Origin of the sequence: Kosakonia sp. H7A (assembly GCF_003028445.1) — a bacterium.
GTDB lineage: Bacteria > Pseudomonadota > Gammaproteobacteria > Enterobacterales > Enterobacteriaceae > Kosakonia > Kosakonia radicincitans.
The window spans coordinates 374107-395191 of sequence record NZ_PYTZ01000003.1; the positions used below are offsets into that span (position 1 = coordinate 374107).

At 55.0% G+C, this 21085-nt stretch carries 15 protein-coding genes; 12 read left to right on the forward strand and 3 right to left on the reverse strand.

Annotated elements, in window-relative coordinates:
* Positions 1-28: 28 nt before the first annotated feature.
* Positions 29-1783 (forward strand): gamma-glutamyltransferase, encoded by a 1755-nt coding sequence (gene ggt / locus CWM66_RS14630; protein ID WP_369878898.1) that lies wholly within the window; start codon positions 29-31, stop codon positions 1781-1783.
* A 34-nt stretch (positions 1784-1817) separates the two neighbouring features.
* Here ggt and yhhY read toward each other — a convergent pair whose 3' ends face one another.
* Positions 1818-2309, reverse strand: coding sequence for an N-acetyltransferase (yhhY, locus tag CWM66_RS14635; protein ID WP_007369712.1), 492 nt, complete (start codon positions 2307-2309; stop codon positions 1818-1820).
* A gap of 314 nt (positions 2310-2623) precedes the next feature.
* Between yhhY and CWM66_RS14640 the strand changes: the two genes are divergently transcribed.
* From CWM66_RS14640 to gntU, 5 genes are all read left to right on the forward strand, one after another.
* A complete protein-coding gene (locus tag CWM66_RS14640) occupies positions 2624-3661 on the forward strand; it encodes an oxidoreductase (RefSeq protein WP_007369713.1) in 1038 nt (345 codons plus the stop codon).
* A gap of 123 nt (positions 3662-3784) precedes the next feature.
* Positions 3785-4480, forward strand: a complete 696-nt coding sequence (locus tag CWM66_RS14645; protein ID WP_107146833.1) for a pirin family protein — start codon at positions 3785-3787, stop codon at positions 4478-4480.
* A gap of 106 nt (positions 4481-4586) precedes the next feature.
* Positions 4587-5582: a gluconate operon transcriptional repressor GntR gene (gntR, locus tag CWM66_RS14650; protein ID WP_007369715.1), complete on the forward strand. Its 996-nt coding sequence runs from the start codon at positions 4587-4589 to the stop codon at positions 5580-5582.
* Positions 5583-5719: 137 nt separating this feature from the next.
* A complete protein-coding gene (gntK, locus tag CWM66_RS14655) occupies positions 5720-6253 on the forward strand; it encodes a gluconokinase (protein ID WP_007369716.1) in 534 nt (177 codons plus the stop codon).
* Entirely contained in the window at positions 6250-7590 is a 1341-nt protein-coding gene (gene gntU, locus CWM66_RS14660; RefSeq protein WP_007369717.1) for a gluconate transporter, read from the forward strand. The genes gntK and gntU overlap by 4 nt, the downstream gene beginning before the upstream one ends.
* 130 nt (positions 7591-7720) lie before the next feature.
* Here gntU and CWM66_RS14665 read toward each other — a convergent pair whose 3' ends face one another.
* Positions 7721-8314, reverse strand: a complete 594-nt coding sequence (locus tag CWM66_RS14665) for a YhgN family NAAT transporter (RefSeq protein ID WP_007369718.1) — start codon at positions 8312-8314, stop codon at positions 7721-7723.
* Between the two features lie 175 nt (positions 8315-8489).
* On the opposite strand from CWM66_RS14665, the gene asd reads away from it, so the two are divergent.
* The 6 genes from asd (at position 8490) to glgP (ending at position 19302) form a co-directional block, all read left to right on the forward strand.
* The gene (gene asd, locus CWM66_RS14670; RefSeq protein WP_035888935.1) at positions 8490-9596 is read left to right on the forward strand and encodes an aspartate-semialdehyde dehydrogenase; all 1107 of its coding nucleotides are present in this window, start codon (positions 8490-8492) and stop codon (positions 9594-9596) included.
* A gap of 256 nt (positions 9597-9852) precedes the next feature.
* Complete coding sequence (gene glgB, locus CWM66_RS14675) at positions 9853-12039, forward strand: 1,4-alpha-glucan branching enzyme (protein ID WP_107146834.1); 2187 nt, start codon at positions 9853-9855, stop codon at positions 12037-12039.
* Positions 12036-14012: a glycogen debranching protein GlgX gene (glgX, locus tag CWM66_RS14680; RefSeq protein ID WP_107146835.1), complete on the forward strand. Its 1977-nt coding sequence runs from the start codon at positions 12036-12038 to the stop codon at positions 14010-14012. The genes glgB and glgX overlap by 4 nt, the downstream gene beginning before the upstream one ends.
* 14 nt (positions 14013-14026) lie before the next feature.
* Positions 14027-15310, forward strand: a complete 1284-nt coding sequence (glgC, locus tag CWM66_RS14685) for a glucose-1-phosphate adenylyltransferase (RefSeq protein ID WP_035888941.1) — start codon at positions 14027-14029, stop codon at positions 15308-15310.
* Between the two features lie 91 nt (positions 15311-15401).
* On the forward strand, positions 15402-16835 hold the full coding sequence (gene glgA, locus CWM66_RS14690; RefSeq protein WP_007369723.1) for a glycogen synthase GlgA: 1434 nt from the start codon (positions 15402-15404) through the stop codon (positions 16833-16835).
* Positions 16836-16854: 19 nt separating this feature from the next.
* The gene (gene glgP / locus CWM66_RS14695) at positions 16855-19302 is read left to right on the forward strand and encodes a glycogen phosphorylase (protein WP_007369724.1); all 2448 of its coding nucleotides are present in this window, start codon (positions 16855-16857) and stop codon (positions 19300-19302) included.
* Between the two features lie 90 nt (positions 19303-19392).
* Here glgP and glpD read toward each other — a convergent pair whose 3' ends face one another.
* Entirely contained in the window at positions 19393-20898 is a 1506-nt protein-coding gene (gene glpD / locus CWM66_RS14700; protein WP_107146836.1) for a glycerol-3-phosphate dehydrogenase, read from the reverse strand.
* Positions 20899-21085 lie beyond the last annotated feature (187 nt).

Consider the following 21085-nt stretch of genomic DNA (forward strand, 5'->3'; position numbering starts at 1 on the left):
AGCCCCTTACCTGGGAGTAACGACGATGATGAAACAGAAGTTTGCGCGTTGGATGCTGATTGCCGCGCTGACAGCGGGAGGGTGTTTTAGCGTTGCGGCTGCGCCGCCAGAAGGGCAGGCAACCGCGCCGCCGGTCTCGTACGGTGTTGAAGCCGATGTCTTCCACCCGGTGGTTGCGAAGCAAGGCATGGTGGCTTCGGTAGATGAAGCCGCGACGCGCGTTGGCGTCGATATTCTGAAGCAGGGTGGTAATGCTGTTGATGCGGCCGTCGCGGTGGGATATGCGCTGGCGGTCACGCATCCGCAGGCCGGTAATCTCGGCGGCGGCGGTTTTATGTTGATTCGTACCAAAGAGGGGAAGGTCACGGCGATCGATTTCCGGGAAATGGCGCCCGCCGCCGCCACGCGCGATATGTTCCTCGACGATCAGGGTAACCCGGACAGCAAAAAATCCCTGACCTCACATCTGGCATCCGGGACGCCCGGCACGGTGGCAGGTTTCTCAATGGCGCTGGAAAAGTACGGTACGCTGCCGCTGAAGAAAGTGGTGCAGCCGGCCATTAAACTGGCGAAGCAGGGTTTTGTGGTCAACGATGCGCTGGCGAACGATCTGAAAACCTACGGCAGTGAAGTGCTGCCAAATCATGAAAACAGTAAAGCGATCTTCTGGAAGGATGGCGAACCGCTGAAAAAGGGCGACAAACTGGTGCAGAGCAATCTGGCCAGAAGCCTGGAGATGATTGCGGAAAAAGGGCCGGACGCCTTCTACAAAGGCGCTATCGCTGAGCAAATCGCCCAGCAGATGAGCAAAAACGGCGGGCTTATCACCAAAGAAGATTTAGCCAATTACAAAGCCGTGGAGCGCACGCCGATCAGCGGCGACTACCGCGGCTATCAGGTTTACTCCATGCCGCCGCCCTCTTCCGGCGGGATCCATATCGTTGAGATCCTCAATATTCTGGAGAACTTCGATCTGGCGAAATATGGCTTTGGTAGCGCCGATGCCATACAGGTGATGACCGAAGCGGAGAAATACGCCTATGCTGATCGCTCCGAATATCTCGGCGATCCGGACTTCGTCAAAGTGCCGTGGCAGGCGCTGACCAACAAAGCGTATGCCAAATCGATCGCCGCACAGATTGATCTCAATAAAGCCCGCCCTTCCAGCCAGATCCGCCCTGGCAAGCTCGAACCCTACGAGAGCAACCAAACCACGCACTATTCGGTGGTGGATAAAGAGGGCACGGCGGTGGCCGTCACCTATACCCTGAATACGGTTTTTGGCACCGGTATTGTGGCCGGTAATACCGGCATCCTGATGAACAACGAAATGGATGACTTCTCCGCCAAACCCGGTGTGCCAAACGTGTATGGTCTGGTAGGCGGCGATGCGAACGCAGTTGGGCCTGGCAAACGGCCGCTGTCGTCGATGTCGCCAACCATTGTGCTGAAAGACGGTAAAACCTGGCTGGTGACCGGCAGCCCTGGCGGCAGCCGGATTATTACCACGGTGCTGCAAATGGTGGTGAATTCCATTGATTTCGGGATGAACGTCGCGGAAGCCACCAACGCACCGCGCTTCCACCATCAATGGTTGCCGGATGAGCTGCGCGTCGAAAAAGGCTTTAGCCCGGATACGCTGAAACTGCTGGAACAGAGGGGGCAAAAAGTGGCGGTGAAGGAGGCGATGGGCAGCACGCAGAGCATTATGGTGGCGCCGGACGGTACACTGTATGGCGCGTCGGACCCGCGCTCGGTGGATGATTTAACGGCCGGATATTGAATGATTTCCCTCTCCCGCAGGGAGAGGGAATGGCTTAGGCTTTCATGCGCGCCATAAAGTACGAATCGACAAACTCACCGTTACGCAGCGCATAACGTTTTCCGGTGCCTTCAATTTCAAAACCGAATTTACGGTACACCGCCAGCGCCGGAGCATTATCGACAAACACGGTTAGCTCAATTCTGTCGATGCGCAGCCAGTTGTCGCACAGGTTGATCATCTCGCGCATCAGCGCGCTGGCGACGCCACGGTTATGAAACGCCGACGAAACCGCCATGCCAAAGGTGGCAACGTGGCTGCGGCGCGGGTTTTGTTCCACCATCAGCGTCAGGTTTCCGGCCAGTTGATTATCAATGCAGGCGACCAGTTGACGGCGTCCTGGCTGTGGTTTCAGGCGATCTTCCCAGAGTTCGGCAGGTGGATGCGGTAGCTGTAGCAGGTTGTGATACACCTCAGGTAGCGCATAGAACTGACGTAAATCTTCGGCATCGCGCGCTTCGGCATGGCGTATCACTATCTCACTCATCCTGCTTCTCCATTTGGTTAGGTTTACCCATACCTTCCGGGCTTTCATAAAAAGCGTCAACTGCCATTTTTTGCAAAAAGGTGTAGACAAGTGCGAATGATAATGATTATTATTGCCATGCATTCAGGGAAACCGTTGCGGTAATCCTGAAAGCACGACATTGCTCACATTGCTTCCAGTATTTCTTAGCCAGCCGCGTGCTGGCTTTTTTTTGCCTGTCATTTGCCGAAGGCGGCCTTTTGAGAAAAGGGCGAGGGGCACGGCTTTCGAAGTTGCGCTATGGTAGTGACAGTCACCTCAACAAGGACTGGATCATGACTCTACATTGCGCATTTATCGGGTTTGGCAAAAGCACGACCCGTTATCATCTTCCTTATGTTCTCAACCGGAAAGCGAGCTGGAATGTGGCGCACATCTTTCGCCGCCATGCAAAACCGGAAGAACAACATCCCGCGTATCAACATATTCATTTCACCAGCGATCTGGACGACATCCTGCTCGATCCGCAGGTAAAACTGGTGATTGTCTGTACTCACGCCGACAGCCATTTCGACTATGCGAAGCGCGCGCTGGAAGCAGGGAAAAACGTGCTGGTGGAGAAGCCGTTTACCCCGACGATGGCGGAAGCGATCGCGTTGTTTGAACTGGCGAAAAGCAAGGGTCTGACGGTCTCTCCGTACCAGAACCGCCGTTTTGACTCCTGCTTCCTGACCGCTAAAAAAGCGATCGAAAGCGGTAAGCTCGGCAATATTATTGAAATTGAAAGCCACTTTGACTATTACCGCCCGGTGGCGGAAACCAAACCCGGCTTGCCGCAGGATGGCTCATTTTATGGCCTCGGCGTGCACACCATGGACCAGATTATCTCGCTGTTTGGTCGTCCCGATCATGCGGCCTACGATATTCGCAGCCTGCGCAACAAGGCCAATCCGGACGATACCTTTGAAGCTCAGCTCTTCTACGGCGATTTAAAAGCCATCGTGAAAACCAGCCATCTGGTAAAAATCGATTACCCGAAATTTATTGTGCATGGCACGAAAGGGTCGTTTATCAAATACGGTATCGATCAGCAGGAAACCAGCCTGAAAGCCAATATCATGCCGGGGGAACCAGGCTTTGCCGCTGACGACAGTATTGGCATTCTGGAGTATGTGAATGCGGCGGGCGAAACGGTTCGCGAAGAGGTTGCGCCGGAAACCGGCGACTATGGCCGCGTCTATGATGCGCTCTATCAAACGTTGACAACCGGGGCGCCAAATTACGTCAAGGAATCTGAAGTTCTCACCAACCTTGAGTTGCTCGAACGTGCCTTTGAGCAGGCCTCTCCGGCCACGATAACCCTCGCGAAATAAGTACAAATGGCTCCTCTGTGATTGTTCATTTTTTTTGAACAGAGGAGTCAATTTTCACCCTCTATGATTGCCTGTCGTTTGCGTCCACACTTACCCCATCGAAAACATACGGGGGTAAAAAAGATGATCTATTTACGTAAAGCAAACGACCGCGGCCACGCAAATCATGGTTGGCTGGATTCCTGGCATAGCTTCTCTTTTGCCGATTATTACGATCCGAATTTCATGGGTTTCTCGGCTCTTCGCGTGATTAACGATGACGTGATCGATCCGGGCCAGGGGTTTGGCACGCATCCGCACAAAGACATGGAAATCCTGACCTACGTGCTGGAAGGCGCAGTTGAACACCAGGACAGCATGGGCAATAAAGAGCAGGTGCCCGCCGGTGAATTCCAGATTATGAGTGCTGGTACCGGGGTGCGTCACTCTGAGTACAACCCGAGCGACACCGATCGTCTGCGTCTGTACCAAATCTGGATCATTCCGGAAAAAACAGGTATCACGCCACGTTACGAACAGCGCCGCTTCGACGCCCTGCAGGGCAAACAGCTTGTGCTTTCGCCGGATGCCCGCGACGGTTCGCTGAAAGTGAACCAGGATATGGAACTGTACCGCTGGGCGCTGTTGAAAGATGAGCAGTCTGCCCATCAGATTGCCGCTGAACGCCGCGTCTGGATCCAGGTGGTGAAAGGCAGCGTGACCATTAATGGCACTAAAGCGACCACCAGCGATGGTCTGGCAATCTGGGACGAGCAGGCTATTTCGGTTCATGCCGACAGCGACAGTGAAATTCTGCTGTTCGATTTGCCGCCGGTTTGATCTGATTTAGTTGAATAAATAACGCAACCTTTCGGTTATTACCGGAAGGTTGCGCATTGTCCGTGATAAACTGAGAAACTCTCACTCAGATAAAAATGTCAGGACGATGAAAAAGAAAAGACCCGTACTTCAGGATGTGGCCGATCGCGTTGGCGTGACCAAAATGACGGTCAGCCGTTTCTTACGTAACCCGGAGCAGGTTTCCGAGGCATTACGTGGCAAAATCGCCGCTGCGCTTGATGAACTGGGTTATATTCCCAATCGCGCTCCCGATATTCTCTCCAATGCCACCAGCCGGGCTATTGGTGTTCTGCTTCCCTCTTTGACCAACCAGGTTTTCGCTGAAGTGTTACGCGGTATTGAAAGCGTGACCGATGCGCACGGCTATCAGACGATGCTTGCCCACTACGGTTATAAACCGGAGATGGAAGAAGAACGTCTGGAATCGATGCTTTCGTGGAATATCGACGGGCTGATCCTCACTGAACGCAAACACACCGCGCGCACGCTGAAGATGATTCAGGTTGCGGGTATTCCGGTGGTGGAGCTGATGGACAGCCGCTCGCCGTGCATTGATATCGCCGTGGGTTTTGACAACTTCGAAGCCGCGCGGCAGATGACCGCCGCTATTCTCGCACGCGGTCATCGGCGCGTGGCGTATCTCGGCGCACGTCTTGACGAACGTACTATCATCAAACAGAAGGGTTACGAGCAGGCGATGCTGGATGCCGGGCTGACGCCGTACAGCGTCATGATGGAGCAGTCATCCTCTTATACGTCAGGGATAGAACTGATGCGTCAGGCGCGCCGCGAGTACCCGCAACTGGACGGGATTTTCTGTACCAACGATGACCTTGCCGTCGGCGCCGCGTTTGAGTGCCAGCGTCTGGGGCTGCGGATCCCGGAAGATATGGCGATTGCCGGGTTCCACGGTCACGATATCGGCCAGGTGATGGAGCCACGTCTGGCGAGCGTCCTGACGCCACGTGAGCGCATGGGACGCATTGGCGCAGAGCGCTTACTGGCGCGCATTCGCGGTGAAGCAGTTACGCCGAAAATGTTAGATTTAGGTTTCACTTTGTCACCAGGTGGATCTATTTAGTCTGACAAATTTGAAGTAGCTCACACTTATTTATCTCTGGCACGAATGGATATTGCTTCTCCCAGACCCCGGCAGGACAATGTTACCGATAACAGTTACCCGTAACAATTCACTCTTGCACTTTGTGGGGGCTACCCTTGAGCACGACGAACTTTGATCACCACATTTATGTCCTGATGGGCGTTTCAGGCAGTGGCAAATCTGCTGTCGCCAGCGAAGTGGCGCATCAGTTACATGCCGCGTTTCTCGATGGCGATTTCCTCCATCCGCGCAGCAATATCATGAAAATGGCTTCCGGCGAGCCGCTCAATGACGATGACCGCAAACCGTGGTTGCAGGCGCTGAACGATGCCGCTTTCGCCATGCAGCGCACCAATAAAGTGTCGCTGATTGTTTGCTCGGCACTGAAAAAGCACTATCGCGATCTGCTGCGCGACGGTAACCCGAACCTCTCTTTCATCTATCTGAAAGGGGATTTCGAGGTTATCGAAAGCCGTCTGAAGGCGCGTAAGGGCCACTTCTTTAAAACGCAAATGCTGGTCACGCAGTTTGACACCCTTGAAGAGCCGGGTGCAGACGAGCGCGATGTTCTGGTCGTTGATATCGACCAGCCGCTGGAAGGTGTTGTTGCCAGCACCATTGAGATTATTAACAAAGGCAATGTGCAGTGAGTACATTAACACTGGTTTTAACAGCAGTCGGCTCCGTGCTGTTGCTGCTGTTTTTAGTGATGAAAGCGCGTATGCACGCTTTCGTCGCTTTGATGGTGGTTTCTATTGGTGCAGGGCTCTTTTCCGGTATGCCGCTGATTAAAATCGCGCAGACCATGGAAAAAGGGATGGGCGGAACGCTCGGCTTTCTGGCCATTGTGGTCGCGCTTGGCGCAATGTTCGGCAAAATTCTGCATGAAACCGGGGCGGTGGACCAAATCGCCGTCAAGATGTTGAGATCTTTCGGCCACAGCCGCGCGCATTATGCGATTGGTCTGGCCGGGCTGATTTGCGCATTGCCGCTCTTTTTTGAAGTGGCGATTGTGCTGCTGATCAGCGTTGCTTTCTCAATGGCGCGCCATACGGGCACCAACCTGGTGAAACTGGTGATTCCTCTGTTTGCCGGTGTTGCGGCAGCGGCGGCGTTTCTGCTGCCGGGGCCTGCGCCGATGCTGCTGGCTTCGCAGATGCACGCTGATTTCGGCTGGATGATCCTGATCGGCCTGTGCGCAGCCATTCCGGGCATGCTGATTGCCGGCCCGCTGTGGGGCAACTTCATCAGCCGTTATGTCGAACTGCATATTCCTGATGACGTGAGCGAGCCACATCTTGGCGAAGGCAAAATGCCGTCATTCGCGTTCAGCTTGTCGTTGATCCTGCTGCCGCTGGTGCTGGTGGGAATGAAAACCATCGCTGCGCGTTTCGTTACCGAAGGCAGCAACCTGTATGACTGGCTGGAATTTATCGGTCACCCGTTCACGGCGATCCTCGTGGCGTGCCTGGTGGCGATTTACGGCCTGGCGATGCGCCAGGGGATGCCGAAAGATCGCGTGATGGAAATCTGCGGCCATGCGCTGCAACCGGCGGGCATTATTCTGCTGGTGATCGGTGCAGGCGGTGTGTTCAAACAGGTGCTGGTGGACTCAGGCGTAGGCCCGGCTTTGGGTGAAGCGCTGACCGGTATGGGCCTGCCTGTCGCTATTACCTGCTTCGTGCTGGCGGCGGCGGTGCGCATCATTCAGGGTTCTGCAACCGTTGCCTGTCTGACGGCGGTCGGCCTGGTGATGCCGGTTATCGAACAACTGCACTTCAACGGCGCGCAGATGGCGGCACTCTCCATCTGTATCGCGGGCGGTTCCATCGTGGTGAGCCACGTGAACGACGCCGGTTTCTGGCTGTATGGCCGTTTTACCGGTGCAAGCGAAGCGCAAACGCTGAAGACCTGGACCATGATGGAAACCATCCTCGGCACCACCGGTGCAATTATCGGGATGATTGCTTTCACGTTGTTGAGTTAAGTTCTTCGTAAAGAAAAAGGCAGCGCCGTTTGGTCGCTGCCTTTTTTATGAATGTGTTTAGCTGTCTCGTCGATTGTTATCAATATCTGTAGGCCAGATAAGGCAAAACCACCACCCGGCGTTTCAGTCGTTAACCCTTCATCCACACCCGAATGCCGTCGAGGAACATCTGGGTGGCGAGCATCACCAGAACCAGCCCCATCAGGCGTTCCAGCGCGTTCACCCCTTTCTCGCCGAGCAGGCGTAAAAACAGCGTCGATTGCAGCAGAATGGCGACCGTTCCGCCCCAGGCGATTAACAGCGCAATCACCAGATGACTCATTTGGTTTGGATACTGATGTGAAAGCAGCATCAGCGTTGCCAGCAGCGTAGGGCCAGCAACCAGCGGAATCGCCAGCGGCACGATAAACGGTTCTTCACCGGCCGGCAGGCCGGAGCTGCTGCCGGTTTCGCTGGGGAAAATCATCTTAATGGCGATCAGGAACAGAATGATGCCGCCGGAAATCGACACCGTTTCCGCGCGTAAATTGAGCAGTGCGAGGATTTTCTCCCCGGCAAACAGGAAGATAAACATCACCAGCAGGGCGATCAGCAGTTCGCGGATCATGATCGCCCGGCGGCGTTTCGGCTCGGTATGTTTTAACACCGACATAAAAATGGGCAGGTTGCCTAACGGATCCATTATCAGGATCAACAACACCGCTGCGGAGATGATTTCACTCATTTATTATTATCCCTGACGCTGGCGGCCAACTTGCAGTAATTAGCCGCATTTCTGATGCATTCGCTATCATTGATTAATTTCACTTGCGACTTTGGCTGCATTTTGTAATGTGAGCACTGGCCCAGTGGGATACTGGTACACATCTTCAGCACATACCTCTGCAGGAACTTTCGCTATGAAAAATGTTGGTTTTATCGGCTGGCGTGGAATGGTCGGCTCTGTACTCATGCAACGCATGGTTGAGGAGCGCGATTTCGACGCCATTCGCCCTGTCTTCTTTTCCACTTCCCAGTTTGGGCAGGCTGCACCCGCGTTTGGCGGCCATGCAGCAGGTACGCTTCAGGACGCGTTCAACCTGGAAGCGCTGAAGGCACTCGACATCATTGTCACCTGCCAGGGCGGCGATTATACCAACGAAATCTATCCAAAGCTCCGTGAAAGCGGCTGGCAGGGTTACTGGATCGACGCAGCATCTTCTTTACGCATGAAAGATGACGCCATTATTATCCTCGACCCGGTTAACCAGGCGGTGATCAATGACGGCCTGAACAATGGCATCAAAACCTTTGTTGGCGGCAACTGTACCGTCAGCCTGATGCTGATGTCGCTGGGCGGTCTGTTCGCTAACGATCTGGTGGAATGGGTCTCTGTAGCGACCTACCAGGCGGCTTCTGGCGGCGGCGCGCGTCATATGCGCGAACTGCTGACGCAGATGGGCCAGTTGCACAGCCATGTGGCGGCAGAACTGGCGGATCCGGCTTCCGCTATCCTCGACATCGAGCGCAAAGTGACAGCATTGACCCGCAGCGGCGAACTGGCGGTTGATAACTTCGGTGTACCGCTGGCGGGCAGCCTGATCCCGTGGATCGACAAACAGCTCGATAATGGCCAGAGCCGCGAAGAGTGGAAAGGCCAGGCCGAAACCAACAAAATTCTCAACACGGCGTCCACCATCCCGGTTGACGGTCTGTGCGTACGTATCGGCGCGCTGCGCTGCCATAGCCAGGCGTTTACCATCAAACTGAAAAAAGATGTGTCAATTCCGACTGTGGAAGAGCTGCTGGCTGCGCACAACCCGTGGGCCAAAGTGGTGCCAAACGATCGCGAAATCAGCATGCGTGAACTGACGCCTGCGGCTGTCACCGGTACGCTGACCACGCCGGTTGGCCGTCTGCGCAAACTGAATATGGGGCCGGAGTTCCTCTCCGCCTTTACCGTTGGCGACCAGCTATTGTGGGGCGCAGCGGAACCATTGCGTCGAATGTTGCGCCAACTGGCGTAAGAGAAAAATAAAAAAAGGGTGCTTCGGCACCTTTTTTTATGAGTTTTTACCGGAAAATGTGGTTGATGTGTTTATTTTCTCAGGAGTTGAAAAGTGTTGGCTATGCTTTAAGTAAGGTGTCTGAACACCTTACCTGAAAGCGGGACGGAGCATAGAGGATGCGCACATTTGTGCTGCTCCGTTCAGGTTCAAAAAGTATCGCAACCGCGTGAAACGGCGGTGGAAAGCGCGATACCACCATAACAGGATGAAAGCCATGTCTGTTCATATCGACAGAGACGTGATTAACGCACTAATTTCCGGCTGTTTTGCCGACCCTTTCTCCGTTCTTGGCATGCATTGTACCGATGCCGGTATTGAAGTTCGCGCTCTGTTGCCTGACGCCACTGAAGTGTGGGTCATTGAGCCGAAAACCGGGCGCAAAGTAGGACAACTGGAGTGCCTGGATTCACGGGGCTTCTTCAGCGGCGTAATGGAGCGCCGCAAAAATCCTTTCCGTTATCAATTTGCTGTGATCTGGCATGGCCAGCAGAATCTGATTGATGATCCCTATCGTTTCGGCCCGCTGTTGCAGGATATGGATAGCTGGCTGCTCAGCGAAGGAACACATATGCGCCCCTATGAAACGCTGGGTGCGCATGCTGATACGATGGATGGCGTGGTGGGAACGCGATTCGCCGTCTGGGCGCCGAATGCACAACGAGTTTCGGTGGTTGGGCAGTTCAACTACTGGGACGGCCGCCGTCATCCTATGCGCTTGCGTCGTGAAAGCGGGATCTGGGAGCTGTTCATTCCTGGCGCGCTCAACGGTCAGCTCTACAAATTCGAGATCCGTGATGCAAACGGCAGGTTGAAGATTAAGGCCGATCCTTACGCCTTTGAAGCCCAGATGCGTCCGGACAGCGCCTCGCTGATCTGCGGTCTGCCGGGCAAGAAAACCCAGAGCGATGAGCGCAAACGGGCAAACCAGTTTGATGCACCAATCAGTATTTATGAAGTGCATCTTGGTTCCTGGCGTCGCCATACCGACAACAACTTCTGGCTCAGCTATCGTGAACTGGCCGATCAACTGGTGCCGTATGCCAAATGGATGGGATTTACCCACCTTGAATTGATGCCGGTGAATGAGCACCCCTTTGATGGCAGTTGGGGCTATCAGCCGACCGGGCTGTACGCGCCGACCCGCCGCTTTGGCACCCGCGATGATTTTCTGCACTTCATTCATACCGCTCATGCTGCCGGGCTGGGGGTGATCCTCGACTGGGTACCGGGGCATTTTCCGTCGGACGATTTTGGCCTGTCAGAGTTTGACGGGACGAAGTTGTATGAGCACAGCGATCCGCGCGAAGGCTATCACCAGGACTGGAACACGCTGATCTATAACTACGGGCGTCGCGAAGTGAGTAACTATCTGGTAGGCAACGCGCTCTACTGGATCGAACGCTTCGGTATTGATGCGCTGCGCGTCGATGCGGTGGCCTCGATGATCTACCGCGACTACAGCCGCAAAGAGGGCGAGTGGATCCCCAATGAGTATGGTGGGCGCGAGAACCTGGAAGCGATTGAATTTCTGCGCAACACCAACCGCATTCTCGGCGAGCAGGCGCCGGGCGTTGTCAGTATGGCGGAAGAGTCCACCGATTTTGCCGGTGTTTCGCGGCCGCCTTCTCAGGGCGGGCTGGGTTTCTGGTACAAGTGGAATCTGGGCTGGATGCACGACACGCTGGACTACATGAAGCTCGATCCGGTGTATCGCAAGTACCACCACGATAAACTCACCTTCGGCATTCTCTACAACTACAGCGAAAACTTTATCCTGCCGCTGTCCCATGACGAAGTGGTTCACGGCAAGAAATCGATCCTCGACAGAATGCCCGGCGATGCCTGGCAAAAGTTTGCCAATCTGCGTGCTTACTACGCGTGGATGTGGGCTTTCCCTGGTAAAAAATTACTGTTTATGGGCAACGAATTTGCCCAGGGACGCGAGTGGAACCACGACGGCAGCCTGGACTGGCATCTTCTTGAGGGTGGCGACAACTGGCACCACGGCGTACAGCGGCTGGTGCGCGACATGAACCATCTCTACCGTCACCACAAAGCGCTGCATGAGGTGGATTTTGACCCGTACGGTTTTGAGTGGCTGGTGGTGGATGATCATGAAGCGTCGGTGTTTGTCTTTGTCCGGCGCGACAAACAGGGCAACGAAATCATTGTCGCCAGTAACTTTACGCCGGTGCCGCGCTACGATTATCGCTTTGGTATCAATCAGCCCGGCCGCTGGCGCGAGGAGTTAAACACCGATTCGATGCACTACCACGGCAGCAATACCGGTAATGGCGGCGTGGTACACAGCGATGCAATTGCTAACCGGGGGCGTGAACACTCGCTACTGCTGACGTTACCGCCGCTGGCGACTATATGGCTGGTGCGGGAGGGGGAATGACGAAGCTGACGGTGGGGCAATCGTTGCCGCCCGGCGCAGAAGTGCAGGCGGACGGCGTTAATTTTACGCTGTTTTCCGCCCATGCGGAGCGCGTCGAGTTGTGCCTGTTCGATGATGAAGGTAACGAACAGCGCGTCGATCTGCCTGGCCGCACCGGGGATATCTGGCACGGTTTTCTCAACGGCGCAAAGCCCGGCCTGCACTATGGCTACCGCGTGCATGGCCCCTGGGAACCGGCGCGAGGCCACCGTTTTAATCCAGCAAAACTTTTGCTCGACCCCTGCGCGAAACGCGTCGACGGCGAAGCCGTTGACAGCCCGCTGTTCCATGACGGCTATGATTCGCCGGATCCTCACGATAATGCCTCGCTTGGCTTGCGCAGTGTGGTAGTACATGACGCGTTCGACTGGCAAGACGATGTGCCGCCGCGCACGCCGTGGGGCAACACCGTCATTTACGAAGCGCACGTCAAAGGGCTCACCTGGCTTCATCCTCAGTTACCGGAAAATATCCGTGGCACCTATAAGGCGCTGGGGCATCCGTTGATGATTGCCTGGTTTAAGCAGCTTGGCATCACCGCGCTGGAGCTGATGCCCGTCGCTCATTTTGCCAGTGAGCCGCGCCTGCAACGGCTGGGGCTTTCTAATTACTGGGGCTATAACCCGCTGGCGCTGTTTGCGCTCCATCCGCACTATGCCAGCGATCCGCAACAGGCCATCAATGAGTTCCGCGAAGCGGTGAGGGCGCTGCATCAGGCGGGCATCGAAGTGATCCTCGATATTGTGCTTAATCACAGCGCCGAAACCGATCTCGATGGGCCGACTTTCTCCCTGCGCGGCATTGATAACAGTACCTATTATTGGATCAGAGACGATGGCGATTACCACAACTGGACCGGATGCGGCAACACGCTGAACCTGAGCCATCCTGCAGGCGTGGACTATGCGCATGCCTGCCTGCGTTACTGGGTGGAGACATTCCACATTGACGGTTTTCGCTTCGATCTGGCGACAGTAATGGGACGCACACCGGGTTTTGATCCGCAGGCGCCGCTGTTTAGCGCGATCAAAAACGATCCGCTACTTTGCGATCTGAAACTGATCGCCGAGCCGTGGGATATCGGCCCTGGCGGCTACCAGGTGGGGAATTTCCCCGCACCGTTTGCCGAATGGAACGATCATTTCCGCGACGCGACGCGTCGTTTTTGGCTGGAACAGTCGTTGTCGCTGGGCGAGCTGGCCGGGCGGTTTGCTGCCTCCAGCGATCTGTTTAAACGTGCGGGCCGTTTGCCGTCGGCTTCGGTCAATCTGATCACCGCGCACGATGGTTTTACTTTGCGTGATTGTGTCTGCTTCAGCCATAAGCATAACGAGGCGAACGGCGAGGACAATCGCGACGGCACCGATAAAAACCACAGCAATAATCATGGACACGAGGGCCTGGGCGGCAGTTTTGATGTGGTAGAACGGCGGCGCGCCAGCGTGCATGCGCTGCTGACCACGCTGCTACTTTCTCAGGGAACGCCGATGCTGCTGGCCGGAGATGAACTGGGGCACAGCCAGCACGGTAACAATAATGCGTACTGTCAGGATAACGCGCTGACATGGCTGAGCTGGCAGCATGCGGATAGCGGGCTAATGCACTTCACTGCTGCGCTTATCCAGTTACGTCAACGGATCCCCGCTTTGACGCGCGACGTCTGGTGGGAAGAAGGAGACGGCAGTGTAGCCTGGCTGGATCACGCCGGACAACCGTTGACGGCGCAGGCGTGGCAGCACGGGGCTCTGCGCTTACAAATTCTGCTCTCCGATACGGTTTTAATCGCCATTAACGCAACCAGCGATGTTGCAGAAATGGTTTTGCCCCGAGGAGGATGGCACGCCATTCCTCCCTTTGCCGGAGAGGACAATCCGGTAGTGATAACTGCCTGGCATGGGCCTGCGCATGGAGTATGCGTATTTCAGCGGTCATAAAAACGGAGTCTGTCATGGTGAGATTAGATAAGAACGACCCTACAATGTTAGCGCGCCAGTTGCCCTTGAAATCCGTCGCCCTGATTCTGGCGGGCGGGCGCGGGACGCGCCTGAAAGATTTAACAAAAAAACGCGCCAAGCCGGCGGTTCACTTCGGCGGTAAATTCCGCATCATCGATTTTGCGCTCTCCAACTGCATCAACTCCGGTATTCGCCGTATTGGGGTGATAACTCAGTACCAATCCCACACACTGGTTCAGCATATTCAGCGCGGCTGGTCTTTCTTCAATAACGAGATGAACGAGTTTGTCGACTTGTTGCCTGCCCAGCAGCGTGTGCATGGCGAAAACTGGTATCGCGGCACGGCAGATGCGGTGACGCAGAACCTCGATATTATTCGCCGTTATCGCGCGGAATATATCGTCATTCTGGCGGGCGACCACATTTACAAGCAGGATTACTCGCGCATGCTGCTCGACCATGTCGAAAAAGGGGCGCGTTGCACCGTGGCCTGCCTGCCGGTGCCCATTCACGAAGCAACCGCTTTTGGCGTGATGGCGGTTGATGAGCAGGACAAGGTAGTCGACTTCGTCGAAAAACCGGCGAATCCCCCCTCTATGCCCGGCGATGACAGCAAGGCGCTGGCCAGTATGGGGATCTATATTTTTGATGCCGAATATCTGTACGACCTGCTGGAGGAGGATGATAAAAACGAGAACTCCAGCCATGACTTCGGTAAAGATATCATTCCGCAAATCGTCAAATCTGGCATGGCCTATGCACATCCTTTCCCGCAATCCTGTGTGCAATCGGATCCGAATTCAGAACCATATTGGCGCGATGTGGGAACGCTTGAAGCTTACTGGAAAGCGAACCTCGATTTAGCGTCGGTGATGCCAGAACTGGATATGTACGATCAAAACTGGCCTATCCGTACCTATAATCAATCTCTGCCTCCGGCGAAATTTGTTCAGGATCGATCGGGCAGCCACGGCATGACGCTGAACTCGCTGGTGGCTGGCGGGTGCGTTATTTCAGGCTCGGTCGTTGTGCAGTCGGTGTTGTTCTATCGCGTACGCGTCAACTCCTTCTGCAATATTGATTCGTCGGTGGTATTGCCGGAGGTCTGGATAGGGCGCTCCTGCCGCTTGCGCCGCTGCATTATCGACAGAGGATGTGTGATCCCGGAAGGCACAGTGATCGGTGAAAACGCAGAAGAAGACGCGCGCCGATTTTACCGCTCCGAAGAGGGTATCGTGCTGGTAACGCGAGAGATGCTACGCAAACTGCAAGGCTGATAAGTGAATTGAAACCTTGCGCGGAAGAGGTCCGCGCGCTGTTTCCCCCCTGACGGCCATCCTTGCCGTATGGATTTGAACAGGAGCGATAATGCAGGTTTTACATGTCTGTTCTGAAATGTTTCCGTTGCTGAAGACCGGAGGTCTGGCGGACGTTATTGGTGCATTGCCTGCGGCGCAAATCGCCGGTGGTGTTGATACACGCGTACTGTTGCCTGCATTCCCGGATATACGCCGCGGCGTGAGCGATGCTCAGGTGGTCTCCCGCCGGGAGACCTTTGCCGGGCCCATCACGTTGCTGTTTGGGCATTTCAATGGAGTAGGGATCTATCTGATCGACGCGCCGCATTTATATGCGCGCCCCGGCAGTCCTTATCACGATACCAATTTATTTGCCTATACTGACAACGTATTGCGTTTTGCGCTGCTCGGTTGGGTGGGCAGCGAGATGGCCACCGGACTGGATCCTTTCTGGCGTCCGGATGTGGTTCATGCGCACGACTGGCATGCGGGGCTGGCTCCGGCCTATCTGGCGGCGAAAGGGCACCCGGCAAAGTCGGTTTTTACCGTCCATAACCTTGCCTACCAGGGGATGTTTTTTGCCCATCATATGAATGACATCCAGTTGCCATTGTCATTCTTTAACATGCACGGGCTGGAGTTTAACGGACAGATTTCATTTCTGAAGGCGGGGCTGTATTACGCGGATCATATTACCGCCGTTAGCCCCACCTACGCCCGGGAGATCACCGAGCCGCAATATGCCTATGGCATGGAAGGATTACTGCGCCAGCGCCAGCAGGAGGGCCGCCTCAGCGGCATTCTGAATGGTGTGGATGAGAAGATTTGGGATCCGGCGACGGATCTGCTTCTCGGCGCGCGCTACACGCGGGATACGCTGGAAGAGAAAGCGGAGAACAAACGTCAGTTGCAAATCGCCATGGGGCTGAAGGTCAACGACAAAGTTCCGCTGTTCTCCGTGGTCAGCCGTCTGACCAGCCAGAAAGGGCTGGATTTGGTGCTGGAAGCTTTGCCAGGCCTGCTGGAACAGGGCGGCCAACTGGCGCTGCTGGGCGCGGGCGATCCGGTCTTGCAGGAAGGTTTCCTCGCGGCGGCGGCGGAGCATCCGGGTCAGGTTGGCGTACAGATTGGCTACCACGAAGCGTTCTCCCACCGCATTATGGGCGGCGCGGATGTCATTCTGGTGCCGAGCCGTTTTGAGCCGTGCGGCTTAACGCAGTTGTACGGTCTGAAGTACGGGACGTTGCCGCTGGTGCGGCGAACCGGCGGGCTGGCGGATACTGTTTCCGACAGTTCGCTGGAAAATCTGGCGGATGGCATCGCTACCGGTTTTGCTTTTGAAGACAGTAATGCCTGGTCGCTGTTAAGGGCGATCAGGCGTGCTTTCGTGTTGTGGTCCCGACCTTCGCTTTGGCGTTTTGTACAGCGCCAGGCGATGGCCATGGATTTTAGCTGGCAGGTCGCAGCGCAGTCTTATCGCGATCTTTATCTTCGGTTGAAATAGTTTTCCAGGAATCACTTATATGAATGCGCCATTTACTTATGCCTCACCGACGTTGAGCGTTGAGGCATTAAAACATTCGATTGCCTATAAACTGATGTTCACCATCGGTAAAGATCCCGCTATTGCTAACCGCCATGAATGGCTGAACGCCACGCTGTTCGCCGTGCGCGATCGTCTGGTGGAGCGCTGGCTGCGTTCCACCCGCGCGCAACTTTCCCAGGAAGTCCGCCAGGTCTACTACTTATCGATGGAGTTTCTGATTGGCCGCACGCTCTCCAACGCCATGCTTTCACTGGGTATTTATGACGACGTGAAAAACGCTCTGGAAGAGATGGGGCTCGATCTTGAAGAGCTGATTGATGAAGAGAACGACCCCGGCCTCGGTAATGGCGGCCTCGGGCGGCTGGCGGCCTGTTTCCTGGATTCGCTGGCGACGCTGGGCTTGCCCGGTCGCGGCTATGGCATCCGTTATGACTACGGCATGTTTAAGCAAAATATCGTCGACGGTCGGCAGAAGGAATCGCCGGATTACTGGCTGGAATACGGCAACCCGTGGGAATTCAAACGCCACAATACGCGCTATAAAGTGCGCTTTGGCGGGCGTGTTCAGCAGGAAGGCAAGCGGAGTCGTTGGGTGGAAACCGAGGAGATCCTCGCGGTAGCCTACGACCAGATCATTCCCGGCTACGACACCGATGCGACCAACACTCTACGCCTGTGGAATGCGCAGGCCAGTAGCGAAATCAACCTCGGTAAATTTAACCAGGGCGACTACTTTGCGGCGGTGGAAGATAAAAACCACTCGGAAAACGTCTCCCGCGTGCTCTACCCGGATGACTCCACCTATTCCGGGCGTGAACTGCGTCTGCGGCAGGAGTATTTCCTCGTTTCAGCGACCGTGCAGGATATCCTCAGCCGCCACTATCAATTGCATCAAACCTTCAGCAATCTGGCGGATAAAATCGCCATTCACCTCAATGACACCCATCCGGTGCTGTCGATTCCGGAGCTTATGCGCCTGTTAATCGACGAACATAAATTCGAATGGGATGAAGCGTTTGAAGTCACCTGTCAGGTCTTCTCTTACACCAACCATACGTTGATGAGTGAAGCGCTGGAAACCTGGCCGGTGGATATGCTGGGCAAAATTTTGCCGCGTCATCTGCAAATCATTTTCGAAATTAATGATTATTTCCTGAAAACGTTGCAGGAGCAGTACCCGAACGACACCGCGCTGCTGAGCCGGACGTCGATCATTGACGAATCCAGCGGCCGCCGTGTGCGCATGGCATGGCTGGCAGTGGTGATCAGCCATAAAGTCAACGGTGTGTCTGAGTTGCACTCCAACTTGATGGTTCAGTCGCTGTTTGCCGATTTTGCTGCTATTTTCCCGATGCGTTTTCTCAACGTCACCAACGGCGTGACGCCGCGACGCTGGCTGGCGCTGGCCAACCCTTCACTTTCCGGCGTGCTGGATGAACATATTGGGCGTACATGGCGTACCGATCTCAGCCAGTTGAGCGAGCTGGAGCAACATATTGATTATCCGCTGGTTAACCAGGCGGTGCGGCAGGCCAAGCTGGAGAACAAAAAGCGGCTGGCGGAGATCATTGCCCATCAGCTTAATGTGGTGGTGAATCCAAAAGCGCTGTTCGATGTGCAGATCAAGCGTATCCATGAATATAAACGTCAGTTGATGAACGTTCTGCATGTCATCACGCGTTACAACCGTATCAAAGAAGATCCCACCGCTCAGTGGGTGCCGCGCGTCAATATCTTCGCAGGGAAAGCCGCTTCGGCGTATTACATGGCAAAGCATATTATTCACCTGATCAACGATGTGGCGCAGGTGATCAATAACGATCCGCAAATCGGCGACAAACTGAAAGTGGTGTTTATCCCGAACTACAGCGTTAGCCTGGCGCAGGTGATCATTCCGGCGGCGGATCTGTCAGAGCAGATTTCCCTGGCGGGTACGGAAGCCTCCGGTACCAGTAATATGAAGTTCGCCCTTAACGGCGCGCTGACAATTGGTACGCTGGATGGCGCCAACGTTGAGATGCAGGAGCATGTCGGCGCGGAGAATATCTTTATCTTCGGCAATACGGCGGATGAAGTTGAGGCGCTGCGACGCAAAGGTTATTCGCCGCGCGAATACTACGAGAAAGATCAAGAACTGCATCAGGTGCTGACGCAAATCGCCACCGGCCAGTTCAGCCCGAACGAGCCCGGACGCTATCGCGATCTGGTGGATTCGCTCATCAACTTTGGCGACCATTACCAGGTGTTGGCGGATTTCCGCAGTTATGTTGATTGCCAGGATAAGGTGGATGAGCTGTACCTCCACCCGGAAGAGTGGGCCACCAAAGCGATGCACAATATCGCCAATATGGGGTATTTCTCGTCGGATCGTACGATTCAGGAGTACGCCGAATATATCTGGCATATCGATCCGGTACGATTGTAACGATGCAGGCCCGGTAGCGTGATGCTTACCGGGCCTGCAAACATGCAGAACTCAGGCCGGATAAGGCGTAGCCTCCATCCGGCACAACCATTACGACGCCAGCGATAATTCCGCTTTGTTATGACGCGTTAACCACTGTGCCACGCGGGATTGCTCTTCGGCATTCAGCCACATTCCCAGCTTCGTTCGACGCCAGATCACATCATCAAGGCGGCGCGCCCATTCATGTTCAACCAGGTAACGCAGTTCGGCTTCATACAGCTCGTGACCGAAGTGTTCTCCCAAATCTTCAATGCGGGTGGCGTTTGCCAGCAGCAGTTCGCTGTTGCTGCCGTAGGTGCGGGCAAAATGGCGCGCCAGCGATTCGCTGATAAACGGATAGCGACGGCGCAGTTTCGCCGCGTAGTCGTCGCGATCGCCGCTGATATCGCCGCCTGGCAGTACGCAATTTTTTGTCCACGCCGGGCCAATGCCTTTGTAGTACGGCGTCAGTTTTTCCAGCGCATGCTCGGCAAGTTTGCGGTAGGTGGTCAGCTTGCCGCCGAACACCGACAGCAGCGGAGCCTGGCCGTTCTCATCATGAATATCCAGCGTATAGTCGCGGGTAATGGCCTGCGGCGAATCGGATTCGTCGTCGCACAGCGGGCGCACGCCGGAGTAAGTCCAGGCGATATCGTCGCGCATGAGCTGTTTTTTAAAGTGCGCGTTATAGACTTTCAGCAGGTAGTTGATTTCGTTTTCATCGATCTCAACGTGTTTCGGATCGCCTTTGTACTCTACATCGGTGGTACCAATAATGGAGAACTCATCCATCCACGGAATAACAAAGACAATACGCTTGTCTTCGTTTTGCAGAATATAGGCCTGCTTCTGCGAGTGTACGCGCGGCACCACAATATGGCTGCCTTTGATCAGGCGGATACCGTACGGCGAAGGCAGATGCATACCGTCGTCGAAGAACTGTTTGACCCACGGACCGGTGGCGTTCACCAGACCGCGCGCCTTCCAGCTATATTTTTCTCCGGTGTCGATATCTTCCGCTTCAACAATCCACAGGCCATTTTCACGGCGTGCGCTGGTGGCGCGGGTGCGGGTCAGTACTTTGCCGCCTTTACGCTCCACCATCTGCGCATTCGCCAGTACCAGACGCGCATCGTCCACCCAGCAGTCGGAATATTCGAAACCGCGCACGATTTCCGGTTTCAGCACCGATTCTGAGCCAAAACGCAAACCGGCTGAGGCCGGCAGGCTGGTGCGTTTTCCAAGGTGGTCGTACATAAACAGACCAATGCGGATCATCCACGCCGGACGCAGATGCGGGCGGTGCGGCAGACGAAAACGCATCGGGAAAGCGATATGCGGTGCCATTTTCAGCAGCACTTCGCGCTCGGCAAGCGCTTCGCTCACCAGGCGGAATTCGTAGTGTTCAAGGTAGCGCAAGCCACCGTGAATCAGTTTGGAGCTGTTGCTGGATGTCGCGCAGGCCAGATCCTGCGCTTCCAGCATCAGCACGGATAAACCACGCCCTGCGGCGTCTACCGCGATGCCGGCACCGTTGATGCCCCCGCCTATCACAATCAGATCTTTGGTTTCCATGCTGCCCTCACGCACTTTCGTTAAAGCTCATAAATGTTCGTTATCGCTCATGATAGCAAAGGAACGCGCTTTTGGTAACATCAAAAAAACAATTTAGAGTGATATGCATAACATAATGGCGTTTACCCGCCGTCACGACGTACACTTGACGGCAGAATAGCCATTTCCTGTGTCAATTAAGAGAACG

Excerpts from the sequence above, each read along its gene's own strand:
- CWM66_RS14640 (WP_007369713.1), top strand. The coding sequence starts at position 2,624 with ATGACTCTACATTGCGCATTTATCGGGTTTGGCAAAAGCACGACCCGT.
- asd (WP_035888935.1), top strand. The coding sequence starts at position 8,490 with ATGAAAAATGTTGGTTTTATCGGCTGGCGTGGAATGGTCGGCTCTGTA.
- glpD (WP_107146836.1), bottom strand. The coding sequence starts at position 20,898 with ATGGAAACCAAAGATCTGATTGTGATAGGCGGGGGCATCAACGGTGCC.
- glgX (WP_107146835.1), top strand. The coding sequence starts at position 12,036 with ATGACGAAGCTGACGGTGGGGCAATCGTTGCCGCCCGGCGCAGAAGTG.
- glgP (WP_007369724.1), top strand. The coding sequence starts at position 16,855 with ATGAATGCGCCATTTACTTATGCCTCACCGACGTTGAGCGTTGAGGCA.
- gntR (WP_007369715.1), top strand. The coding sequence starts at position 4,587 with ATGAAAAAGAAAAGACCCGTACTTCAGGATGTGGCCGATCGCGTTGGC.
- CWM66_RS14665 (WP_007369718.1), bottom strand. The coding sequence starts at position 8,314 with ATGAGTGAAATCATCTCCGCAGCGGTGTTGTTGATCCTGATAATGGAT.
- yhhY (WP_007369712.1), bottom strand. The coding sequence starts at position 2,309 with ATGAGTGAGATAGTGATACGCCATGCCGAAGCGCGCGATGCCGAAGAT.
- ggt (WP_369878898.1), top strand. The coding sequence starts at position 29 with ATGAAACAGAAGTTTGCGCGTTGGATGCTGATTGCCGCGCTGACAGCG.
- glgC (WP_035888941.1), top strand. The coding sequence starts at position 14,027 with ATGGTGAGATTAGATAAGAACGACCCTACAATGTTAGCGCGCCAGTTG.
- glgA (WP_007369723.1), top strand. The coding sequence starts at position 15,402 with ATGCAGGTTTTACATGTCTGTTCTGAAATGTTTCCGTTGCTGAAGACC.
- glgB (WP_107146834.1), top strand. The coding sequence starts at position 9,853 with ATGTCTGTTCATATCGACAGAGACGTGATTAACGCACTAATTTCCGGC.
- CWM66_RS14645 (WP_107146833.1), top strand. The coding sequence starts at position 3,785 with ATGATCTATTTACGTAAAGCAAACGACCGCGGCCACGCAAATCATGGT.